Source organism: Natronococcus sp. A-GB1 (genome assembly GCF_029688845.1).
In the GTDB taxonomy this organism is placed as follows: domain Archaea; phylum Halobacteriota; class Halobacteria; order Halobacteriales; family Natrialbaceae; genus Natronococcus.
In genome coordinates this window covers 1-19,077 of record NZ_JARUKW010000013.1, presented here as the reverse complement: position 1 = coordinate 19,077, position 19,077 = coordinate 1, and the positions used below count along the sequence as shown (strand labels likewise).

At 57.5% G+C, this 19,077-nt stretch carries 17 protein-coding genes and 1 pseudogene; 13 read left to right on the top strand and 5 right to left on the bottom strand.

Translation table 11 applies throughout. From position 1 onward, the window contains the following. Positions 1-19 precede the first annotated feature (19 nt). Both QA600_RS15120 and QA600_RS15115 read left to right on the top strand, forming a co-directional pair. The gene (locus QA600_RS15120; protein ID WP_278292780.1) at positions 20-292 is read left to right on the top strand and encodes a hypothetical protein; all 273 of its coding nucleotides are present in this window, start codon (positions 20-22) and stop codon (positions 290-292) included. Beyond that, positions 289-447, top strand: coding sequence for a hypothetical protein (locus tag QA600_RS15115; protein WP_278292779.1), 159 nt, complete (start codon positions 289-291; stop codon positions 445-447). Before QA600_RS15120 ends, QA600_RS15115 begins: the two co-directional genes overlap by 4 nt. A 47-nt stretch (positions 448-494) precedes the next feature. On the opposite strand, the gene QA600_RS15110 is transcribed toward QA600_RS15115, so the two are convergent. Further along, positions 495-872 (bottom strand): DCC1-like thiol-disulfide oxidoreductase family protein, encoded by a 378-nt coding sequence (locus tag QA600_RS15110; protein ID WP_278292778.1) that lies wholly within the window; start codon positions 870-872, stop codon positions 495-497. 85 nt (positions 873-957) lie between these two features. Between QA600_RS15110 and QA600_RS15105 the strand changes: the two genes are divergently transcribed. From QA600_RS15105 to QA600_RS15095, 3 genes are all read left to right on the top strand, one after another. Then, positions 958-1,152, top strand: a complete 195-nt coding sequence (locus QA600_RS15105; protein ID WP_278292777.1) for a hypothetical protein — start codon at positions 958-960, stop codon at positions 1,150-1,152. A gap of 114 nt (positions 1,153-1,266) precedes the next feature. Next, positions 1,267-2,514 carry a hypothetical protein gene (locus QA600_RS15100; protein WP_278292776.1) on the top strand — a complete coding sequence of 416 codons (1,248 nt, stop codon included), beginning with the start codon at positions 1,267-1,269 and terminating at the stop codon, positions 2,512-2,514. Between the two features lie 172 nt (positions 2,515-2,686). Then, complete coding sequence (locus tag QA600_RS15095) at positions 2,687-3,904, top strand: DegT/DnrJ/EryC1/StrS family aminotransferase (protein ID WP_278292775.1); 1,218 nt, start codon at positions 2,687-2,689, stop codon at positions 3,902-3,904. On the opposite strand, the gene QA600_RS15090 is transcribed toward QA600_RS15095, so the two are convergent. Then, complete coding sequence (locus QA600_RS15090; protein ID WP_278292774.1) at positions 3,889-5,562, bottom strand: alpha-glucosidase; 1,674 nt, start codon at positions 5,560-5,562, stop codon at positions 3,889-3,891. The genes QA600_RS15095 and QA600_RS15090 overlap by 16 nt on opposite strands. A gap of 757 nt (positions 5,563-6,319) precedes the next feature. Between QA600_RS15090 and QA600_RS15085 the strand changes: the two genes are divergently transcribed. From QA600_RS15085 to QA600_RS15065, 5 genes are all read left to right on the top strand, one after another. Then, complete coding sequence (locus QA600_RS15085; RefSeq protein ID WP_278292773.1) at positions 6,320-8,785, top strand: CARDB domain-containing protein; 2,466 nt, start codon at positions 6,320-6,322, stop codon at positions 8,783-8,785. Positions 8,786-9,207: 422 nt separating this feature from the next. Further along, positions 9,208-10,221 carry a tyrosine-type recombinase/integrase gene (locus QA600_RS15080; RefSeq protein ID WP_278292772.1) on the top strand — a complete coding sequence of 338 codons (1,014 nt, stop codon included), beginning with the start codon at positions 9,208-9,210 and terminating at the stop codon, positions 10,219-10,221. A gap of 520 nt (positions 10,222-10,741) precedes the next feature. After that, positions 10,742-11,461 (top strand): YgjP-like metallopeptidase domain-containing protein, encoded by a 720-nt coding sequence (locus QA600_RS15075; protein ID WP_278292771.1) that lies wholly within the window; start codon positions 10,742-10,744, stop codon positions 11,459-11,461. 77 nt (positions 11,462-11,538) lie between these two features. Then, a complete protein-coding gene (locus QA600_RS15070) occupies positions 11,539-11,769 on the top strand; it encodes a hypothetical protein (protein ID WP_278292770.1) in 231 nt (76 codons plus the stop codon). Between the two features lie 127 nt (positions 11,770-11,896). Continuing rightward, positions 11,897-13,594 carry a hypothetical protein gene (locus QA600_RS15065; RefSeq protein WP_278292769.1) on the top strand — a complete coding sequence of 566 codons (1,698 nt, stop codon included), beginning with the start codon at positions 11,897-11,899 and terminating at the stop codon, positions 13,592-13,594. 375 nt (positions 13,595-13,969) lie between these two features. Here the strand turns inward: QA600_RS15065 and QA600_RS15060 are convergent, their stop codons facing one another. Continuing rightward, entirely contained in the window at positions 13,970-14,932 is a 963-nt protein-coding gene (locus QA600_RS15060) for a hypothetical protein (RefSeq protein WP_278292768.1), read from the bottom strand. Between the two features lie 835 nt (positions 14,933-15,767). Here QA600_RS15060 and QA600_RS15055 point away from each other — a divergent pair. Together QA600_RS15055 and QA600_RS15050 are read left to right on the top strand one after the other, a co-directional pair. Continuing rightward, positions 15,768-16,004 (top strand): hypothetical protein, encoded by a 237-nt coding sequence (locus tag QA600_RS15055; protein WP_278292767.1) that lies wholly within the window; start codon positions 15,768-15,770, stop codon positions 16,002-16,004. A 24-nt stretch (positions 16,005-16,028) separates the two neighbouring features. Next, positions 16,029-16,634 carry a hypothetical protein gene (locus QA600_RS15050; protein ID WP_278292766.1) on the top strand — a complete coding sequence of 202 codons (606 nt, stop codon included), beginning with the start codon at positions 16,029-16,031 and terminating at the stop codon, positions 16,632-16,634. 819 nt (positions 16,635-17,453) lie between these two features. On the opposite strand, the gene QA600_RS15045 is transcribed toward QA600_RS15050, so the two are convergent. Continuing rightward, positions 17,454-17,645, bottom strand: coding sequence for a hypothetical protein (locus QA600_RS15045; protein WP_278292765.1), 192 nt, complete (start codon positions 17,643-17,645; stop codon positions 17,454-17,456). A 638-nt stretch (positions 17,646-18,283) separates the two neighbouring features. Between QA600_RS15045 and QA600_RS15040 the strand changes: the two genes are divergently transcribed. After that, positions 18,284-18,502 carry a hypothetical protein gene (locus QA600_RS15040; protein ID WP_278292764.1) on the top strand — a complete coding sequence of 73 codons (219 nt, stop codon included), beginning with the start codon at positions 18,284-18,286 and terminating at the stop codon, positions 18,500-18,502. A 163-nt stretch (positions 18,503-18,665) separates the two neighbouring features. Here QA600_RS15040 and QA600_RS15035 read toward each other — a convergent pair. Beyond that, positions 18,666-19,077 (bottom strand): annotated as a pseudogene (locus QA600_RS15035) (hypothetical protein); the annotation flags it as partial.

Here is a 19,077-nt window from a genome sequence, read left to right as displayed (position 1 = left end):
GACTTCCATCGTTAGTAACATGAGCGAGGAGATCACCGTCGGACTGACGGACGGACGGGAGATCACGGTCGACGAACTGACGGTACTGGACCGCGACAACGGTTCGTGGATCCGGTGTGTGCGATCCGAGCCGAGTCGGCGGATGGAGTTCGACGAGACCACGACGTACTACCACCTCGGGCGCGACGTCGACTACGTCGTCGCGGACGGCACGGACGACCGCGAGGTAGACGACATCGTCGGCCGCCGACCGAACCTCGCCGCGGTGCCGACCGACGCCGCTCGCCGATGATCGAGCTTCCGAGTCTCAGCGTCTTGCTGATCGGTAGCGGCGCGTATCTCGTGGCGATCGCCGCCGTCCTCCGGTCGCTGGGTCGAACGCCGACGCCTCGCTGGCGAACCGAGCGCTCGAGCGAGGGGCCACCGGAGAACGAGGTTTCGTCGTAGCTCGCGATCGGTGTGAAACGTCGAAGACCGATCGAGCGCGCCGCCGCTTACTCCTCTCGTCGGACCGGTGGAGTTTTCGAGAGGTACTGCCCCCAGAAGTCGCGGTTATGCGCTACTCGTCGGTACCCACTCTCGCGGAGTCGCTCGTAGTCCTCGAAGTTCCGCAGGAACCCGACGGCCTCTCGCACCACGCCGGCGTCGTCGACTCGAGCCATCCCCTCCTCGAGGGAGGCGCCACAGGAGTAGACCTCGTCGTCGGTCACGAAGTGCGAACAGTCCTCGTAGTCCTCGGGCAGTCGCTCGCGGAGCTCCGGTGTGAGGTCGGTGAAGCCAACGATGCGGATGTCGGCTCGGTCATCGAAGAACTCGGCCCACCACGTACAGAAGCCGCAGTCGTCGTCGAAGACGAGCGTCGGTTCGGTCATCCTATCGAAAATCTTCGGGGTCGGCTCACTTAGCTTCTCGCCCGACGGGGCCGGGATACTTGGCTCGGGCAACCGACCGACCGATATGGAGCGATTCGTCGGACTGATCGTCGCCGGCGGGTTCGCCCTCGTCGCCGGACTCTGGCTGCTCGCGCTCCTCGAGCCAGGAGCTGTGGGCTGGGTGCTGGGGCTCGCGCTGACGGTCCTCGGAACGGGTGCGCTGGCTGTCGGGATCGCGAGCGAGCTCGAACTCGAGAGCGAGTTCGGACGGGAGCCGTAGACCGGTAGTCGCCGTCGCTCGAGGAGGGACGCCGGAACCGGACGCTCACCGTGTCGCTCGAGCCGACAGTCGCTGCGCCGGAACGTTCTTGGCGCCGACGGCCGATGCCGAACCATGAGCGTCCGGTCACTGGCCGAGCCCGAGGTGTTGGCCGACGCCAAAAGAGGACTCTTTCCCGACGATGGCGGGCCCGCCTATGCGGTCGCGGACACGCAGTTCGCCCGCGAGGAGTGGCTTCCCGGACGGGCCGTCGACCCCGAGATCAGGGACCGGCTGGCGCCGTTCAACCACGTCCGGATCGGCGGCGGCTACCCGGACCTCGTCGGCGTCGGCCGGCTCGAGCCGGAGTTCGTAGCCGTCGATCGACTCGGCGACGAGCCACCGCTGGTCGCCGTGGAGGCGAAAGGGTACGCGAGCGACGGTGTCGACACCCAGCGCGGGATCGTCCAGGCGTACGACCGACTCGGCGAGGCCAACGCGACTTACCTCGCGGCGCCCGCATCGGCCGTCTCCGAGACCGACCGAACGCTGGCGCGGGAGCTGAACGTCGGCGTCCTCGGCGTCGGGTCCGACGGCGGGGTGGCGCCCCTCGAGGTGCCGCGCGTGGTCGGGAACAGGACGACGACCGAGGCGACAGCGATCCGGTTTCAGGCGAGCGCGCAGGGCGTCGCGAATCAGTCGTTCGGCCTGAACCACCCGAAGAACTACTTGGGGTATCCGCTGGCCCACTACGCCGACGGCGACACCGAGACGCTGCTGACGACGTACGACGTCGTCGGCGCGGTCGACGACGCCCGGCGAGGCGCCGTGTTTCTCGGACTGCTCGAGGAGGCCCCGGGCGGAGCGGAACTCACCTCGCTCGGTGAGGAGGTAGTTCGGTTCGCAAAGCGCAACTACGGGACTGTCGAGGGCGCCCTCGAGGAGTTCGGGTCGTGGTACGGCTCCCCGAAACGCTTCGTCGATCTGGCGCCGGCCTGGGGCCAGCTCGCCCGCCGAGTCGTGTTCGACTACCCCGCGACCGAACTGCTCGTGACCGAACTTCAGCGCCTCCACCGAGACGGGAGCCGCGAGCCGTCACTCGTCGAGTTCGTCACCTACCTCCACGAACTCCACCCGACGTTTGCCGTCGAACTGTTCATCCGGGGCGACCGAATGGTTCGGCGTCGCGCGCTGACGACCGACGGCGACCTCCGTCGGGAACCCCTCGAGGACGGCGCGACCTACCACGCGCCGACGGTGTTCCAGCTGAAGACGATGCTGTACCACGTCGGGATCCTCACCGAGCGCGGCCGCGAGCCACACCGGCTCGAGCCGACCAGCGACGTCTGGGCGCTTCGCGAGTCGGTCTGGGACGGACAGTAGGGTGCTCGTACCGTGACGACCGCGTCCGTCGGTCGGTTCCACACCATCGCTGTTCGGGAAACCGGCCTCGAGAGGATCGAGAAACCGTCGTCTAGGGACGGTTCTCCGGCCCCATACTTATGTCCCCAAGAGTGTCACCGGCGATTATGCGCTTCGACGGGTGGACGGACGGATGGTGGGAACCGAACGCAAGGACGAACCGGCCGGGTGGTCAGCCGTGACCGACGAGTACCCGATCGCGACGGGCGGCTCGTTTCCGGGCAAGAAACGGGTGCTGACCGAGTTCGAACGGATGCTCGACGGCGACGCGCGGCTGACGATGGGCGAGCACTGCCGAGCGTTCGAACGGGAGTTCGCCGACTACGTCGGCCGCGAGCACGGGATCGTGACCAACTCGTGTACGTCGGCCCTCGAGACGGTCTTTCGCGCGCTTGAGGGTCGCGGCGAGGAGGTGATCGTCCCGATCCAGACGTTCGCCGCGAACGCCTCGTCGGTGCTGACCGCGGGCTACGAGCTCCGGTTCGCCGATATCGAGCCCGACGATCACAACATCTCGCTCGAGTCGGTCGCCGAACGGATCAGCGACGACACCGCGGCCGTGGTGGCCGTCCACTTCGCGGGCAACGTCTGCGAACGGACGGCCGAGCTGCGGGCCCTCTGTGAAGCTCACGACGCCGTCCTGATCGAGGACTGCTCGCACGCCCACGGCGCGACGATCGACGGCCGGCCCGCGGGCAGCATCGGCCACGCGGCGTGCTTCTCGTTCTACGCGACGAAGGTGCTGACGACCGGTGAGGGTGGCATGGTGCTGATCGACGACGCCTCCCTCGCGCGACGGGTGGCGGCGATCCGCAACCGGGGGCTCGATCCCGACGCCGACGACCCACGATTCACTCACCTCGGGAGCAACTACCGCCTCTCGGAGTTTGCGGCCGTCCTCGGCCGGAGCCAACTCGAGCGCGTCGAGGCGTTCGTCGCCTACCGCAACGAGATCGCCCGGATCTACGACGATCTGCTGGTCGGGCTCGAGGGTGCCGACCCGATCTCGCCGCCGCCGACCGTTCGCTCGAGCTACTGGCGCTACCCCGTCGCGCTCGATCCCGGTTGCGACCGAACTCGCGTTCGGGACTGCCTCGAAGCGGAGGGGATCACGATCGACTGGGCGTACGATCCGCCCCTGCACCGCCAGCCGTTCGTTACCGATCGCTACGACACCGACGGCGTCGCGCCCGAGGGGACCGCAGCGATGGGACGACACGTCTGCCTGCCGATCCACCGGGACCTCTCGCTTGAGGACGCGAAACACGTCGGCGAGCGAGCCGTCCGGGCGATCCGTCGGGCGCGATCGGAGTCGACGACGGCCGCAAAGCAGGGCTACGAGAGTCGGTAGACGGCGGCCTCGTACGGTCGCAACTCGAGCGTCTCGCTGAACGACGATTCTTCGTCGTAGTTGCCGAGCAGCCGGTTCGCGACCTCGTCCTCGAGGCCGAGTTCGATCTCCGCTCGCTCGCCGAAGAAGTTACAGACGACCAGCAGCCGCTCGTCCTCGAGGCTGCGCTCGTAGGCGAACACCTCCGGATGGTCGGGACACAGGAGTTCGTACTCGCCGTAGACGAGCGTCTCGTGTTCCTCCCGGAGGGCGAACAGCTCCCGGTAGTAGTGCCAGATCGAGTCGGAGTCCGCGCGGGCGGCCTCGACGTTGATCTCGTCGTAGTTGTCGGTAACGCCGATCCAGGGCTCGCCCTCCGTGAAGCCGGCGTTGTCGTCGTCGGCCCACTGCATCGGGGTCCGGGCGTTGTCCCGCGAGCACTCCTCGAGCACCGGACGAACGTCCTCGAAGGAGTCGTACCGATCGCTCTCGAGAGCCTCCTCGAGGAAGTTCTCCGCCCAGACGTCCTCGACGTCGGCGGGATCCTCGAAGCTCGTGTTCGTCATCCCGATCTCCTGACCCTGGTAGAGAAACGGCGTCCCCCGGAGCGTACAGAGTACGGTTGCGAGCATCTTGGCGGACTCCTCGCGGTACTCGCCGTCGTCGCCGAGCCGGGAGACGGTCCGGGGCTGGTCGTGGTTGCTGAAGTACAGGCAGTTCCACCCTTCGTCGGCCAGCGCCTCCTGCCAGCGGGTAACGATCTCCTTGAGCTCGAGCAGATCGAGGTCGACGGGATCGTACTTCCCACCCTCACCGCGGTCGACGTTCATGTGCTCGAAGTGGATCGCCATATTGAGCGCCCGATCGTCGCCGATGTACGCCGAGGCCTCTTCGGTCGCCATCCCGACCGTCTCGCCGACGGTCATCGCGTCGTAGTCGGCCAGTGCCTCCTCGTACATCTCCTCCAGGTACGCCTCGAGGTTCGGCCCGTTGACGTAGTGCTCGGCCCCGACGGGGAGGCCGTCGGTCTCGGGATCGCCGTCCGGCAGCCCGTCGGGTTTGGAGATGAGGTTGATGACGTCCATCCGGAAGCCGTCGATCCCCTTCTCGAGCCACCAGCGCATCATCTCGAAGACGTCCGCACGAACGTCGGGGTTCTCCCAGTTTAGATCCGGCTGGCTCTCGTCGTAGAGGTGCAAAAAGTACGCCTCGCGATCCTCGTCGTAGCGCCAGGCCGACCCCCGGAAGAACGACTCCCAGTTGTTCGGCGCCGGACCGTCGGGCTCGCCCTCGCGCCAGACGTAGTGATCCCGGTACGCCGGATCGCCGTCCCGCGAGCGGACGAACCACTCGTGTTCTTCGGAGGTGTGGTTGACCACCAGGTCCATGATCAGGCGCATGTCCCGGTCGTGAAGCTCCTCGAGCAGGCGCTCCCAGTCGTCCATCGTCCCGAAGCGAGGGTGGATCGCCCGGTAGTCCGCGATATCGTAGCCGTTGTCTTCCATCGGCGACTCGTAGACGGGGTTGAGCCAGACGACGTCGACGCCGAGCTCTTCGAGGTAGTTGACCTTCTCGACGATCCCGGGAATGTCGCCGACGCCGTCGCCGTCGCTGTCGTTGAAGCTGCGCGGATAGATCTGGTAGACGATCGCCTCCTTCCACCACTCGCGTTCGGACATAGGGACGGCTACCCACCGTGGCGTATAGTAGCTACGGCTCTCGGCTCGAGGGAGCGGCGAAAACGGACGCTGTCTCGGTCGGGCTACGCGTCGTCCGCGTCGCCCTCATCGGAATCGGGGTCGGTCTCGTTCTGTCGCGATCCGTCCTCGGGGATCTCCTCGGTTTTCTCGTCGTCGGTCATCCGTCGGAACCATCGGGTCGACGGGCCTGAACCTTCGCCCGGAGTTCGACGGGTCGGCGCTCGAGGGTGGAACGGTGCTCGAGGAGCGTCGATAACACAGCGGGTGCGGCGGGGCCCTCGGAGGGAGGTCGCCCACTACGATTGGTGACGACGGATGGCGGGAGGAGACGACCGCCGCCCTGCCGATCGGCCACCAATCCGGTCGGTTGAGACCGACGCAGACGAGGATCGCGAGTGGACCACACGTTAGACTTCCCGGAACGAGGTGACCCGCTCACCCCCTGACGGTCGGACGACCCTCGTTCGATCGACAGGGGTCGTCACTCGGTCACCGGATATAACTAAAGAAACCGTCGGCGAGAGCTTTCGATAGAGGAGGTCGGTTCCTCGCGGCGAGGCGAAACCGGCGGTCGCGATCGACGGGCAAGGATGGACCACAGCGGGGCGGAACGGCTCGGTCTACTCAAGTCCGGCCACGATCGAAGGAGACGGGGCCGACCCGAAGCCGACCACCGGGACACGACGGGAAGCACCGACGGGAGCGAGCTGACACCCCCACCGAAGGTGATTACACGATGCGCGATTCCAAACGAAACGGGGACGATTCTGGTCTGTCTCGTCGCTCGGTACTGGCGAGTACCGGCACGGCGCTCGGCGCGGGCGCGGTGATTCCGGAAGTCGGACTCGCCCAGGACGAGTCACCCGTCGAAGCCGGCGTCGACGCTGGTATCGACATCTTAGCCGACGAGTTCGGCGTGGAACTGACCGAGGAACAGCGCGAGCAGGCGATCGAGAGCGGTCGGGAGGCGGCCGAGGAACACCCCGAGGCCAGCGACGAGGCAGTCTTCGCATCCGTCGCGGGCAGCACGGTGGGTACCTTCCAGGCGGAACTGCCCGAGAATCCGCAGGCGGAGGAACCGCCGGAGCTCGAACCCCCCGACGAACCGGCGGAGCTGCAGGCGGCCGAGGAACCGGACGGCGGCGAGGGGGCGAACGATGACGGGTTCGAACTCCAGCGGCTGACGCGTCGTCACCGGATACGCACACAGGATCAGATTCACGCGACCATCTACGGCTGCGTCGACGGCGCCCTCGCACTGCGCGATCAGCGGACGGTGATCTCGCTGTACGTCATCTGCTGGAGCACCTGCTTCGGGACCAGCTGGTGGTTCGTGGTGATCCGCCCGCGATTCCTGCAGCCCATCTGTCGCGGCACCGTGACCGGCACCGTCCGCGGGAAACCCCCGCAACCGGACCCGCCGGGCTGCTGGTGGTGCTGTCCCTGGACCTGCTGCTGGTCGGTCTGCCGGCGGGTGATCAGGGTCGGGATCACCGACGTCGACGTGATCGAACAGCTGTGCCTCTCGACGGGCGAGCGGACGATGACCCTCGTCGTCGACGGGGAACTCGTGGAACTCGACGAGATTCGACAGACGACGGACCAGGAGCTACTCGTGACGTTCGACGAGGACGTCGAGGCCAGCCTGTCGGTGGCCGACCAGGCCGCGGACGGGCAGACGTTAGTCGTCGACCAGGCGAGCGCGACGGTTCCCTACGTCGTCACCGTCCACGGCAGCGAGGAGCGAGCGCGGAGCGAACCCTTTGCCGCCGACGAGGAAGCCAGTGACCTCGAACTGACGCTCGATCCGCCGCTCGAGGAGGATACGAGCCTCGAGGTGAGCGTGGTCGCGACGGGCGAGGACGAGGACGACGAGGAGGAACTGCTGGTGGAAGGCGCACCGGACGAAGCGGTAGAGGAAGAACCGGCCGACGAAGACGAGGTCGACGAAGACGAGGTCGACGACGAGGATCCGGTCGTGGAGCGCGGTACGATCGAGTACGAGGTGCAGCCGGAGCTCCCCGAGATCGACGTCCGCGAGGCCGAGCCGATCGAGGAAGAGGACGCGGTCGAGGACGAGGACGGAGATGCAGTCCAGGGTGAGGAAGACGCGGACGAGGACGATGACCTCGGCGAAATCGAGGTCACATTCGAGTACGACAATCCCAACGAGGACCCCCTCGAGGTCGGCAGTGAGTTCGTCGAGGGGACGACCGACGACGAGCCGCCGACGGAGCTCGAGCCGGGCGAGCACACGTTCACCGTGCGGTGGACGCCCGCGGACGCTGATGAGCGGCTCGTCTGGGAAGTCGATCCGACTGAGGACGAGGAGGTGCTCATCGCCGAGACCGAGCCCGCCGGCGAGATTTATCCGGACGAGCCCGGCGAATTCACCGTCGAAATCGTCGAGACGAACGACCCCGTCGAGTCCGGCGAGACGCTCGAGGTGGACGCGACCGTCGAGAACGTGGGCGACGAAGCGGAGACCGTGGAGGTAGAGCTGACGGTCGACGAGGTTGAGGCCGACGACGAGAGCGTCACCCTTGAGCCGGAGGAGCCCGAGACGGTCCAGCTCACCCACGAGACGACGGACCTCGAGCCCGGCGAGCACACCGCGACCGTCACCATCGACGACGATTCCGACGAGACGACGTTCACGATCGAGGAGGTGGCCGAGGCTGCCGAGTTCACCGTCGAGATCGACGAGACGAACGATCCCCTCGAGCCGGGTACGACGCTCACCGTCGACGCTAGCGTGGAGAACGTCGGCGGCGAGGAGGACACACAGGAGGTCGAACTCACGGTTGACGGCGCCGCATCCGACGCTGCGACGGTGACGCTCGGGGCCGAGGAGTCCGAGTCCGTCCAGCTCGACCACGACACCGCGGGGATGGAACCCGATCAGTACCCCATCACCGTCTCGAGCGAGGACGACACCGCCGAAACCACGATCACGATCGAAGAGCCGGAAGAGGAAGACCTACCCGAAGAAGAGCCGGAAGAGGAAGACCTACCCGAAGAAGAGCCGGAAGAGGACGACCTACCCGAAGAAGAGCCGGAAGAGGAAGACCCACCTGAAGAAGAGCCGGAAGAGGACGACCTACCCGAAGAAGAGCCGGAAGAGGAAGACCCACCTGAAGAAGAGCCGGAAGAGGAAGACCCACCTGAAGAAGAGCCAGGAGAAGAAGAACTGGTCGGATGAGCTACAGACCCCCTCAGGTGAGAATAGCAGACTGACCGAAACGAGTAGTGAGAGAAAGATAAGAATATACCCTCTTAACTCACTTCGCAAATGAATCACGGGGAGAGTGAGCGAACGCAACGCGTTCGTGAGCTACGTTACGCTCGCGAGAGGAGTGCAACGAGCCGAGCGGGCGTGACGGGATTGTGAACTACGCGAACGGCTCGCTTCGCTCGGCGTTCTCTACTTCAAATCCCGCGCGATTCGCTATTCCTCCTCACGTCCGTTCGTCGTAGAATAGCGGGCGCGACGGGATTTGAACCCGCGACATCATCGTGAAAATAATGCCGTGACGGGCTATCGCGTCGGAAATCGGGACACCAGCTCCCATCCGATGCGGGTAACGGGAACCCCTAGGCGTGCCACGAGGAGCGATTCCAAAAATGGCACACGACAACGATTACGAACACATCACACCATCAGACGCCCTAGAACTGTACTTGGACGAGAAAGCGCAAGAATGCAGTCCAGCGACCATCCGAAGCCACCGAAGCCGACTCAGCCACTTCATCACGTGGTTCCAGCAGGAGACAGACTACGAGTACACGTACGAACTGGGTGGACTGGACATCCGCCGGTTCCGCTCGTGGCGATTCGACGAACACTCCAACGACACAATCGCCACACAACTGGATACCCTACGCGTGTTCTGCAAATTCCTCAGGAACATCGACGCAATCGATCCTCGGTTGCCGGAGAAAGTAGAAAGTCCAAATCGTGGTGGCCAGCGTAGCAACGAGATCACCGCAGAACGAGCGAAAAACATCCTCTCCCACCTCGACCGGTATCAGTACGCGTCTCTCCAACATACTCTCGTACACCTGTTGTGGTGGACGATGATCCGCATTGGTGCCGCTCATTCGATTGACCTCGACGATATCGACTTGGAAGGTGGGTATATCACGCTTGAACACCGGCCTGACAAGGGTACATCGTTGAAGAATCAAGACGAGAGCGAGCGCACTATCAGCATCAACCGCAAAACGTGCCAAATCCTACGCGACTACATCGAACAAACCAGACCCGAAGTAACGGATGAGTACGACCGCGAACCATTACTCGCCAGCAAGTACGGTAGATATCATAGGAATACTCTGCGCAATCACGTGTACGCAGTTACTCGGCCGTGTCTTGTTCGGGACTGTCCTCACGAGGAAGATCCAGAGACTTGCGAGGCTGCTCAGACCAACAATGATGCGTGTAAATGCGACTCCTCTGAAAGCACTCACGCAATCAGACGAGGGAGTATCAGTTGGCACCTTCGAGAAGAAACGGGGAAGCAGACGGTAAGCGACAGGGCGGATGTTTCACCTTCAGTGATTGACGAGCACTACTCAACACTATCTGACACCGAGAAGGCTGACGTGCGCCGGGAACAACTACCAGACTCGCTATAACTACTTCTTCCTGTTCCTTCTCGACAAGACACAGATTTATTCCACATTCCAGTTGTGGAATTAACCCCTTGTTCCGGTGTTTTCTTGCCCTTCAAAGGCTGAAGTGCCGAAAACCGGAAAAAGTACAGAGTTTAAACATAATGTCCACACATCCTATCAATAGACGTCAACAGCCGCGAAATGTCGACGTAAAAAGACAGGTAAAGCGCCATACACAGCCGAGGCGAGCGATGAAATATCAGTAGTTAGGTACGAGACTGCGTAGATGAATCAACCGATGAACAGCAGCTGCTATCGAAAACACAAAGAATGAACAACAAGACTGTGTGCGAATCGAATATCGAATTGTACAGCCTAAAAATTAACGACGGAATCAAAACCTCTCTCGGGGTGGTCAGCGATGAGTGACGTAGACCCGAGACTCCAAGTCTTCGTCGACCTGTTCAACCTATCGTATCCCGATTGGGAGATCTACGGGTGAGCCGATCTAAAGCTGAAACCGGAAGTTGTTGACTTCGGTATGGGCCTCCAGATCTACAACGCCAAATGCGGGCCACGACCGGCAGGACGCATCTACTATCGTGTTAATGCGTCTGAGTGGAAGCAGTGGGAATGGCCCGAACGAGTGAGACTCGTCATTCACGAGATGGCTCATACCCAACACGTCAACCACTCGCCTGAGTTCTGGGAGGAGGTCGCAGACTCCTATCTCCGCTTCGAGGAACGTTGGGAAGAAGTTGAAGATATTGTTGGAGAGCCCGTCAGTCGGAAAGCTGGTCGTGAAGAGGTTGTTAAGAACCCGATTACCAGTATGGTTGATAATCGGATCGAAACCGCGTATGAACGGCGGTTGAAATTGGCCGAGAAACTGGGACATCCCACGGAAGACATTGATCCGATCAGTGGTATGGAAATTAGGAGTGGGCATCAACCGAATGGTAACGAAGAAATTGCCGTGCCGATGGCGGACGTTGAGTATGAGGAGTATGACCCGGTAGAACTCGCTGCTCATTTCCGCAGTCGGCCGCGACCTGGAATTTGGAAAGACAAGAACGTCTACCACGTGACGCCGCCGAAAGCTGTCAAAACGTCGGATGGCGGTTATCGTGTGGTTGAGGGTGAGAAGCGTGCGGGCATCCGTAGGTATGGTCTGGGGAAGTGCAGTGAGGATCTGATGACTGTTGAGGTGGTGGATTCCGACGAGGATGTGGGTGGTGATGCGGCTGTCGCTGACGACTAACTAAACCTCCATCTTAATACTTATTTATTGTAAACTCAATTAAGTATACGGTCGCTGAGTTCATCTTTGGAACTGCGATGACGATCAGCACAACAGACCTGACACGCAGTGAAGACGGAGACCGGGTTACCGTCAACCTTGACAGCGTCTCAATCACGGTAGACGAACGAGAGGGAGAACCTGAGGTAACAGTTGATGATGGAGATCGAGCAGTGTGCATCCTAATTGATGAGGGAAAGGTTGAATCTGCTGACCTCTTCGACGGGATTGGAGACCCCAAACACGTCGATCTCATTGAGGAAAAATAAGAGCCGGTTATCTTCCTCTGTCAAGTAGGGGTTGTGTCTTCCCTAGATATACCCACCGTCACGCTAAAAAGAGACATCATCCCAACAATGATATCATTCCAGTTACGAGATTTGAGAGAACACGAAGATGTCCGAACAGGAGACATTCGGTGAAGACTCCACCCCCGAGTCCGCCAGTGTCTACTACCGCCCCATCATCACTGACGAGCGAGGAATCCCCGACCCCGAAGAAGCAAACATCTCCCATCCGAGCAAAGTCGAGGAACTCCTCGAGTACATCAAAGATCGAAAGCTGCGGTATCCGAGCAAACTAGAAGACTCGGAAATGGGCGAAGTCGCATACTCACACGTCACAGAACTCGCTAAGAACGGCCCGGATCCCGATTCGAACGTAAGACTTCTACTCTCCAGCTTTTGTGATTCCCTCCAGTCCAAACAACGGACGAAAAACAAGTACGCGATGCTCGTCTGCTACGGCTCTGACTTCTTACTAGCACACGTAAAAACGAAACGGGGAATGTCACTCCAAGAAGAGAGCGGAAAAGTCGAACTCGTTCGCCGTTTTCTCGACGTGGATAACATCCTGAGCGCAGCGTACTTCGAGCAACAGGACGGCCAGGAAATACAGTTCTCACACTTCACCGATACCGATTCCGGCTCGTTCAGGAACTTCATTGGAGTATCGGAGAAACGCGTCAATTATCGACGGAAAAGCATCCAGATTATCTGCCAGTATGAGGGGAAGACTGGTTTGGAGTGCAAGTTCGAGTTTGGGAACGATCAGTTTGAGCAACGGTGGATGCAACAGGAATCGCTCAAAATCAAGAACGACAGACTCTCGCTTTCAAACGGTCGAAGTCACGCCATCAAGGAGATCAGATGGGGTCGGAGTACGTATACTAATCCTCAGAACTTTATGAGCGAGTTCCGGGAGTACAGTTACAACCTTGATGGCCAATCCCGTCGGTACAACGACCTGAAACGGCTTCCGGTTAGCGGTGTCGCATCGGCGTACAGTGATGATACCGAAGTAATTGACCACAAGTCTCACGTTGTAATCAGGGACGGGGAAGGTCAAGAGGAAATCCAAGAGAAAGGTGAACTCCCCAGTCACATCCACGTCTTGTATGCAAACAAGGCTATTTCACTCAGCACGGACTTCGCTTCAGAGATTTTTCAGGGACTGATCGACACCTCTGACGTTTCACTCTACCATCCGTCCAATCCTTTCGCAGCCAACGAGTTCAGCATCAACGGCTTGTCTCTGTTTAATATCGAGGAAGAGGAACTCGCCGCAGAACGGGAGAAGGTGCTGAACACTATTCACAATCATCTCGTCAACTCGACTGGTGAGACTGTTCGTCGATGCCTCGGGTTCGTGTTCTTGCACATTCTCTCCGATTGCGATTGTGTTGAGGTCGGATTCAAGCGTGGTTTAGATCAAGTGATTAACCTCAACCACGGTACTCCCCGTCAGCACGACGTAGTGACGACGAAGGAGCACGATGGTACTGGCCTGATTGAGTACAAGGATCGGGCGGATTTAACTCAGAAGGAGGATGCAGCGGAGAGCATTGTTGACAACATTGAGAAGGAGCGGAAGAGGCACGATGAGAAGGTGTTCTTGTGGGGCGTAGACGAGGAGACTCGGCGGATTGATGGGCTTCGGAAACAGCGGTGGGATGATGATCGGGTCTCAGGCATCCAGAGCCACGTTGATAAGAAGTTAGAGGAGCGGACGGTCGAATATAATGATTTCGAGTTGTTGAACCTCCCTGTTGGGGATGAACGGGAGAAGTGCATTATTGTGGGCGTGCTTTATTGATCGGGAGAGAAGGAGAGTCTCCCCGTTGGCTGGTTAGTCATCCGGAATCCGGGGTAGGATTCGGTTCTTGTTCAGAAAGCTTGAGTTGATATCCGCTTCGGTGGTACTTCGCTATCTTTTCGCCGTATGGGACTGGCACAGACTGTACACCTTCGAAAACTCGTTGAACTAACTCGAACTCGGGGGTGGCCTGTACGACACGTCTGAACAGGCAGCCGAGTACCTTACAGACAACTGACCATCTTCGCCTTCCCGTGCAGTTCCTCTTTTGACAGCACTTGTCGAACAACCCGATAGATCCCATCTGGGACATAAAGAGATGACCGAGCGGATGGATGAGTTCGTAGAGTGATTCTACCGACCGAAGGGAGCACACTATTTGATTGTGTTAGCAGACAGTTGCAACCATGTGTCGGAAAGCGGATATTTATCGAAGTATCTGTCGTATGCAGCCTTGAATTTGTTCCACGCGTCATCGGGCCAGTCGGAGTCTCGTGAAGTTTCGATCTCGCACGTACCCTCTTCGATATCGATCCTCACCAGGGCTGCATCAAGCGGACGAACAACTGTCGAGACCGGCTCAAAGGCATATCGGTATGAAGCCGCTTGGAGATAGTGTTTTGGGCGAATTCTATCAGTGAACTTGAGTTCCGTCGAAAATACGCCTGCGTACCTCGAGGACTCGTCGAGGACGATGCTAAACCGGTCGACACATCCGCCAAACAGATATCCGTCTACGTCAGACAAGAACGGTTTCTCACGCCCGACCGTCCAATTTTCGATTTCACCCCATTCGTTTCGGAAAATGTCTCGAGCTTCGGTTACTTCTAAGACCATCGCTTTCACGAGCGCCTCACGTCCGGTTTTAATCGACGAATCTGGCGGGTCGACCAGCGGCGCCCCGTTGTAGTCTGCCAGCGTTTTGTGTACGTCACGCCAGTTATCACAGGGCGGTGGCGAGGACAGCTCCTCACGCACCAGTTGACCAATGCTCAGTTCCGCCTTTGCGGGCAGTTCTTGATGGCGGTGAAAAACCGATCCACGCGCCGACGTGTACAGACGAATTCGTTCTGATTCACGTGGTGTCCTCCCGGTTCCAGCACCAGTGTTCTCTGGTTCGTACAGTTGATGATCTGCGGGTAGTTGACTGTAGTCGGCGAATTCTGCAATGGAACGCGCCGAAATGGCGGCTCTCCGTCCATCGCTGTAGTAGCTCCCTGGCGGGCCGTCTGGAAGAATTTGACCGCTGTACACGTTTCTGGCTGCGATATTGACAGCGGCTTCGAGCTGGTAATGTGGCACCCCGAAATCATCGACGTATTCTGAGGGATCGGGCATCGCTGCAGCGGATCCCACGTCAGATACAATAAGAGCACCCCAGCCAGAGTGAAACTGGACACCGCTGTCGCAGTGGATCCCTATAACCGCTCCTCGCCGCGCTCTTTTTTCAACTCACACCGTCATAATCTCTCACTGTCTTAACAGCACAAATGGAGCTACCGTGAGAATAGTTTTACGAGGAATACGGCAAAGGTTCCGCGTAATCAGTTAATTTGACTGATGTACTGGGATTTGATATTAGTCACAGCTACAAATGCGTTCAATTCCCGCGGACGCGTCGCGTAGAGAAGCAGGGCGGCGACCGGATTACTGCTCGTCGCCTTCCGTGTAGCCGCCGTCGTCATGGGTGTCATAGAACAGTTCGCATACTCTCCCTCTCTCTCCGCTCTCCGACGAACGATAAGTACAGACAGTACAGTTGTCGGCCCAACAATTCGTATGTCCGATTGCTGTCGAAAACGGCGTGCTGAATACAGATCAGAGGTGTACCAGAGTAAATTTGCTTGGATCGAACTGAGTCAACTGCACCGTTCCTCATCAGGTATTGTTGATCTGAGTCAGTACCAACAAAGTTCTGGAATTGAATCGAATCATCCGAACTAAACGTTAAGAAATCTTTATAGTGCTGAGCCCGCGATTTGAATACCGAACCCAACCACGAGAATAACCGTGCTAAACACCCTGTGTGCCGTGTGCTGACAATTCGTTCACACCGATCCTTGATCTGGTACACTCCCATCAGTTGCGCTGTCACACGCGACGTGTTCTCTCGGACGCCTCAGTGTACGAATCACCCAAAGGTACTAATACGCCAAGCCCGATAGTTGTCTTTATGAGTAAGGAACTTGCTGAGGCTATGCCGAACGCAGGGGATCCAAACCCGGAAGCTCAGGCCCTTGCTCGTAGCGTTATTGAGGCTGGCAGTGGCCTAGACTTTGACATTGAAGTTGCATATAAAGAGTGGCGAGACTCTGCGAATACTGAAACTGAGATTCCCAAAACGATCGACGGGTTCCACGACTCTCAAACCCTAATAGCCCAGAGTTTGTCTGAAAATAAACTAGATTAATTCTTTCTTTTCCATACTCTGTTGATGCAGGTAGATATCTTTGATACCCAAATATGGGTGTATGCTGCGAACAATTCATCACTAATCACAAATTCGACGAGCCAGCAATATTCCAAGGCAGTGAACCTATACAATGAGGTTATAGATGAAGATCGCGCAGTCTATATTCCTCGATATATTATTGCAGAGTTCTATAATGCAATGGACAGCATTAACCGAGCAGACTCAGAAGAAAATGCGATTAAATTACATAAGTCACTAGATAAGTCAGATACAGCATTTATTCCTGTGTTTGAACTTGGTGCACACAACCCCTACCGCAAAAATGTGTCAGTGCGACGTCGCCAGCCAGAAACAACGGCGTTAGCTGAAGCACTGGAAATGGAAGCGAAAGATGCTCCAATTATTGGTGTAGCACAACGTCTTCCAAAATTTGTTCAAGCCTATGATCCACCGAATCACGGTAATATCGCTATTCCACAAGAGTATGAAGAGTACCAACTAATCACGGCCTTACAGAACTCAAATATCTCCGAGATATCTACGAGAATAATAACATACGAAAATGATTTTGTGGGCGTCGATCCGCTACCACTGGACGACGTATCCATCAAAAAGATTAGTGATTGACCGGACTCCATAAACGGCACTGTCTAGTTTAGCACCTCCGCTGGCGGTTGGTTGTTGAGTGTCCGGTGCGGTGGCTGTGTGTTATAGTCACTCAATATTCTTCTATATCATCTAATGGAACACTCCCATAACCACCACACTTCTTACATTTTCCCTTGTATTACCCATTACCTTCACAATAAGTACACTCAATCCGTGGGGATTCAGCAGTTATAACTCCGATACCGCTACAAATATCACATGTTCCTTTGTACTTTCCATCCCCTCCGCAGAACCGACATCTGTACAAGTCCCCATCTGAGACATTTTTCCATATCTTTCCATTCCCACCACAAATATTACAGGTTCCTTTGGGTTTTCCGTTTCCGCCGCAATATGTACATTCTAAAAGAACCTTGCCCGAATTCCGTTCAATCACAATCTCGGTGTACTTCTTGATTTTGTTGTCATTGGGCATGATATCTATTTCATGGATTATAAAATTTCGGTGCGGCGAACACCTATAGTGATGTTAATAAGCAGTAGAAGACTACTGACGACTTGTGAAAGAAGTCATAGCACTCTTGGAGCCCTACTTCTGACTACAAGCTCAATTCTACTACAGAGTGACGTCGGAACGGTTGCCAAACCAGGAACGACAGTAGATTCACATTCAAGAGGATTGAGGCCAATTAAGTGGACAGCGTTATCTCTTTCGTCTGTGTAGGAACGATCAAAGCCTTTTCAGTTGAAAGGTGAGAAATAATTCTGATCTCTGATTAACCCATCTCACCAAAGACAATTCAGATTCGTCGAAATGACAGATGATTCCAGATCACCTCAGACACGTTCCCACTGACCAGTATGTCCAGTTCTGAATTCATCCCGCTGCCTTTTGATTGCCATCTTGACTCTATTTTTGGGCAACACCACTACCACGGCATACTGGCAATACCACTCTTTCCCGGCAATTTCAGCCATTGTCTCGAATGTGATTCTGGTGATGATCTCAACGTGTGTCTCATCGCTCACATTTCTCTGACACGTTGGACGAGGTGATACCACTCATAGCCATTGAGGGCGACTGCGACGTAATCGTCACCTCCGCCGACGAGCAGCCGGCTCGCAGCTAAGTCCTCAATCTGACTTTCATATCCCTGTGGACGCGTTCGAAAGCGGCGTAGACTTCTCCGGGATTGAATCCCATCACTTCGGCTTCGCGATGGAGGTGATCGACAGCACGGTCAGTTCGAGTAATGAGGTCTCGGATTTGAGGCCCAGAGGGAGTGGATGATTCTGTTGGGACTGAACGTGTTACGTGAAAGGTTGTATGGCTTTTTTCAGATTGGTTTTCTGCAGAATCGGTTGGCTGGTCTTCCGAATCGGGTTGTTCCACCCGTCAATTAATTGTAAAGAATGGATGTCAAAAAAGCACGTTGGCTGAGCGGGTCGGACATTGTAGTTACTTTTCCACAATGAGCGATCTCAATAGAGTTCCTTGAAAATTTCATGTCGTGCTGAGTTTCAACATACTTGTTGAGTAGGAGATGTATGTGTATCAAACGGTATCTAACCAAACCAAGTCCTTAGTAGATTGAATCAAAAAGTAATATTTGTTGGCAGTCTATCAGTTCGAGGTTTATATACAAGGACTGTCTAGGGAAGGTGCAATGGTAGAGTACATTCGAGCCTTGCATCCGAACCCCGAACAGGACGGTTACAATAACGATATCTCCGATGAGAAGCTTTCTGGTTGCGGTGACAGAGTCTTGGTTGAGTATCAAGAAGTTCCACCAGTAGAAGAGGGGGATGTTTTTAGAGCGAGATGTCCTTCGTGCAAGCACCGCAATTCACGGATGGAAGTGCTTGGCGTACAGCGCGAGGAATAACCGAATCAAGACATCTATCGATTATCTAACAGCGAGCGGACTCCCGTTCGGCAACTACTTGATAATAAACAAACCACGACGAGAGCGATGACCTTCGTCGTAGTAAGTCTCCGAAACCCTCATCACGATGGCTTCCTCCGAGGTAGCCGCTCACACGAGACGGTCATCGAAGCAAATCAGCTACCGTTTCTTTCTGTGTAGGAAGGTCTTCCGCCGTGAGGTGTCGTATTTGTCCATCAACGGATTCCGTTTTTATGCCGTCAGTGATCAATAGACCAGCAACATCGACTCCCGGTGTCTCGTGAAGATACGTATCTCGAACGCGAGCGAACCGTGTGTACTCCAGCAATTCACGGAGTCCGCGGGCAAACGTTTGTTCGCTCTCGGTATACTTAATTTCACCTAACAGAACGCGGCGAGGAAGCGTAGTGTCTGTCTCCTTCTCGTATACCTCGACGACGATGTCCGGCCGGCCGCTGTAGAGGGTTTTTCCAGCTCCCCGGTTCAGGAAGTCACCTAGTAGTTCGATATGCGTCTCCAGCACGTCTTGATACCTGCGGAAGTACGGTGTATTG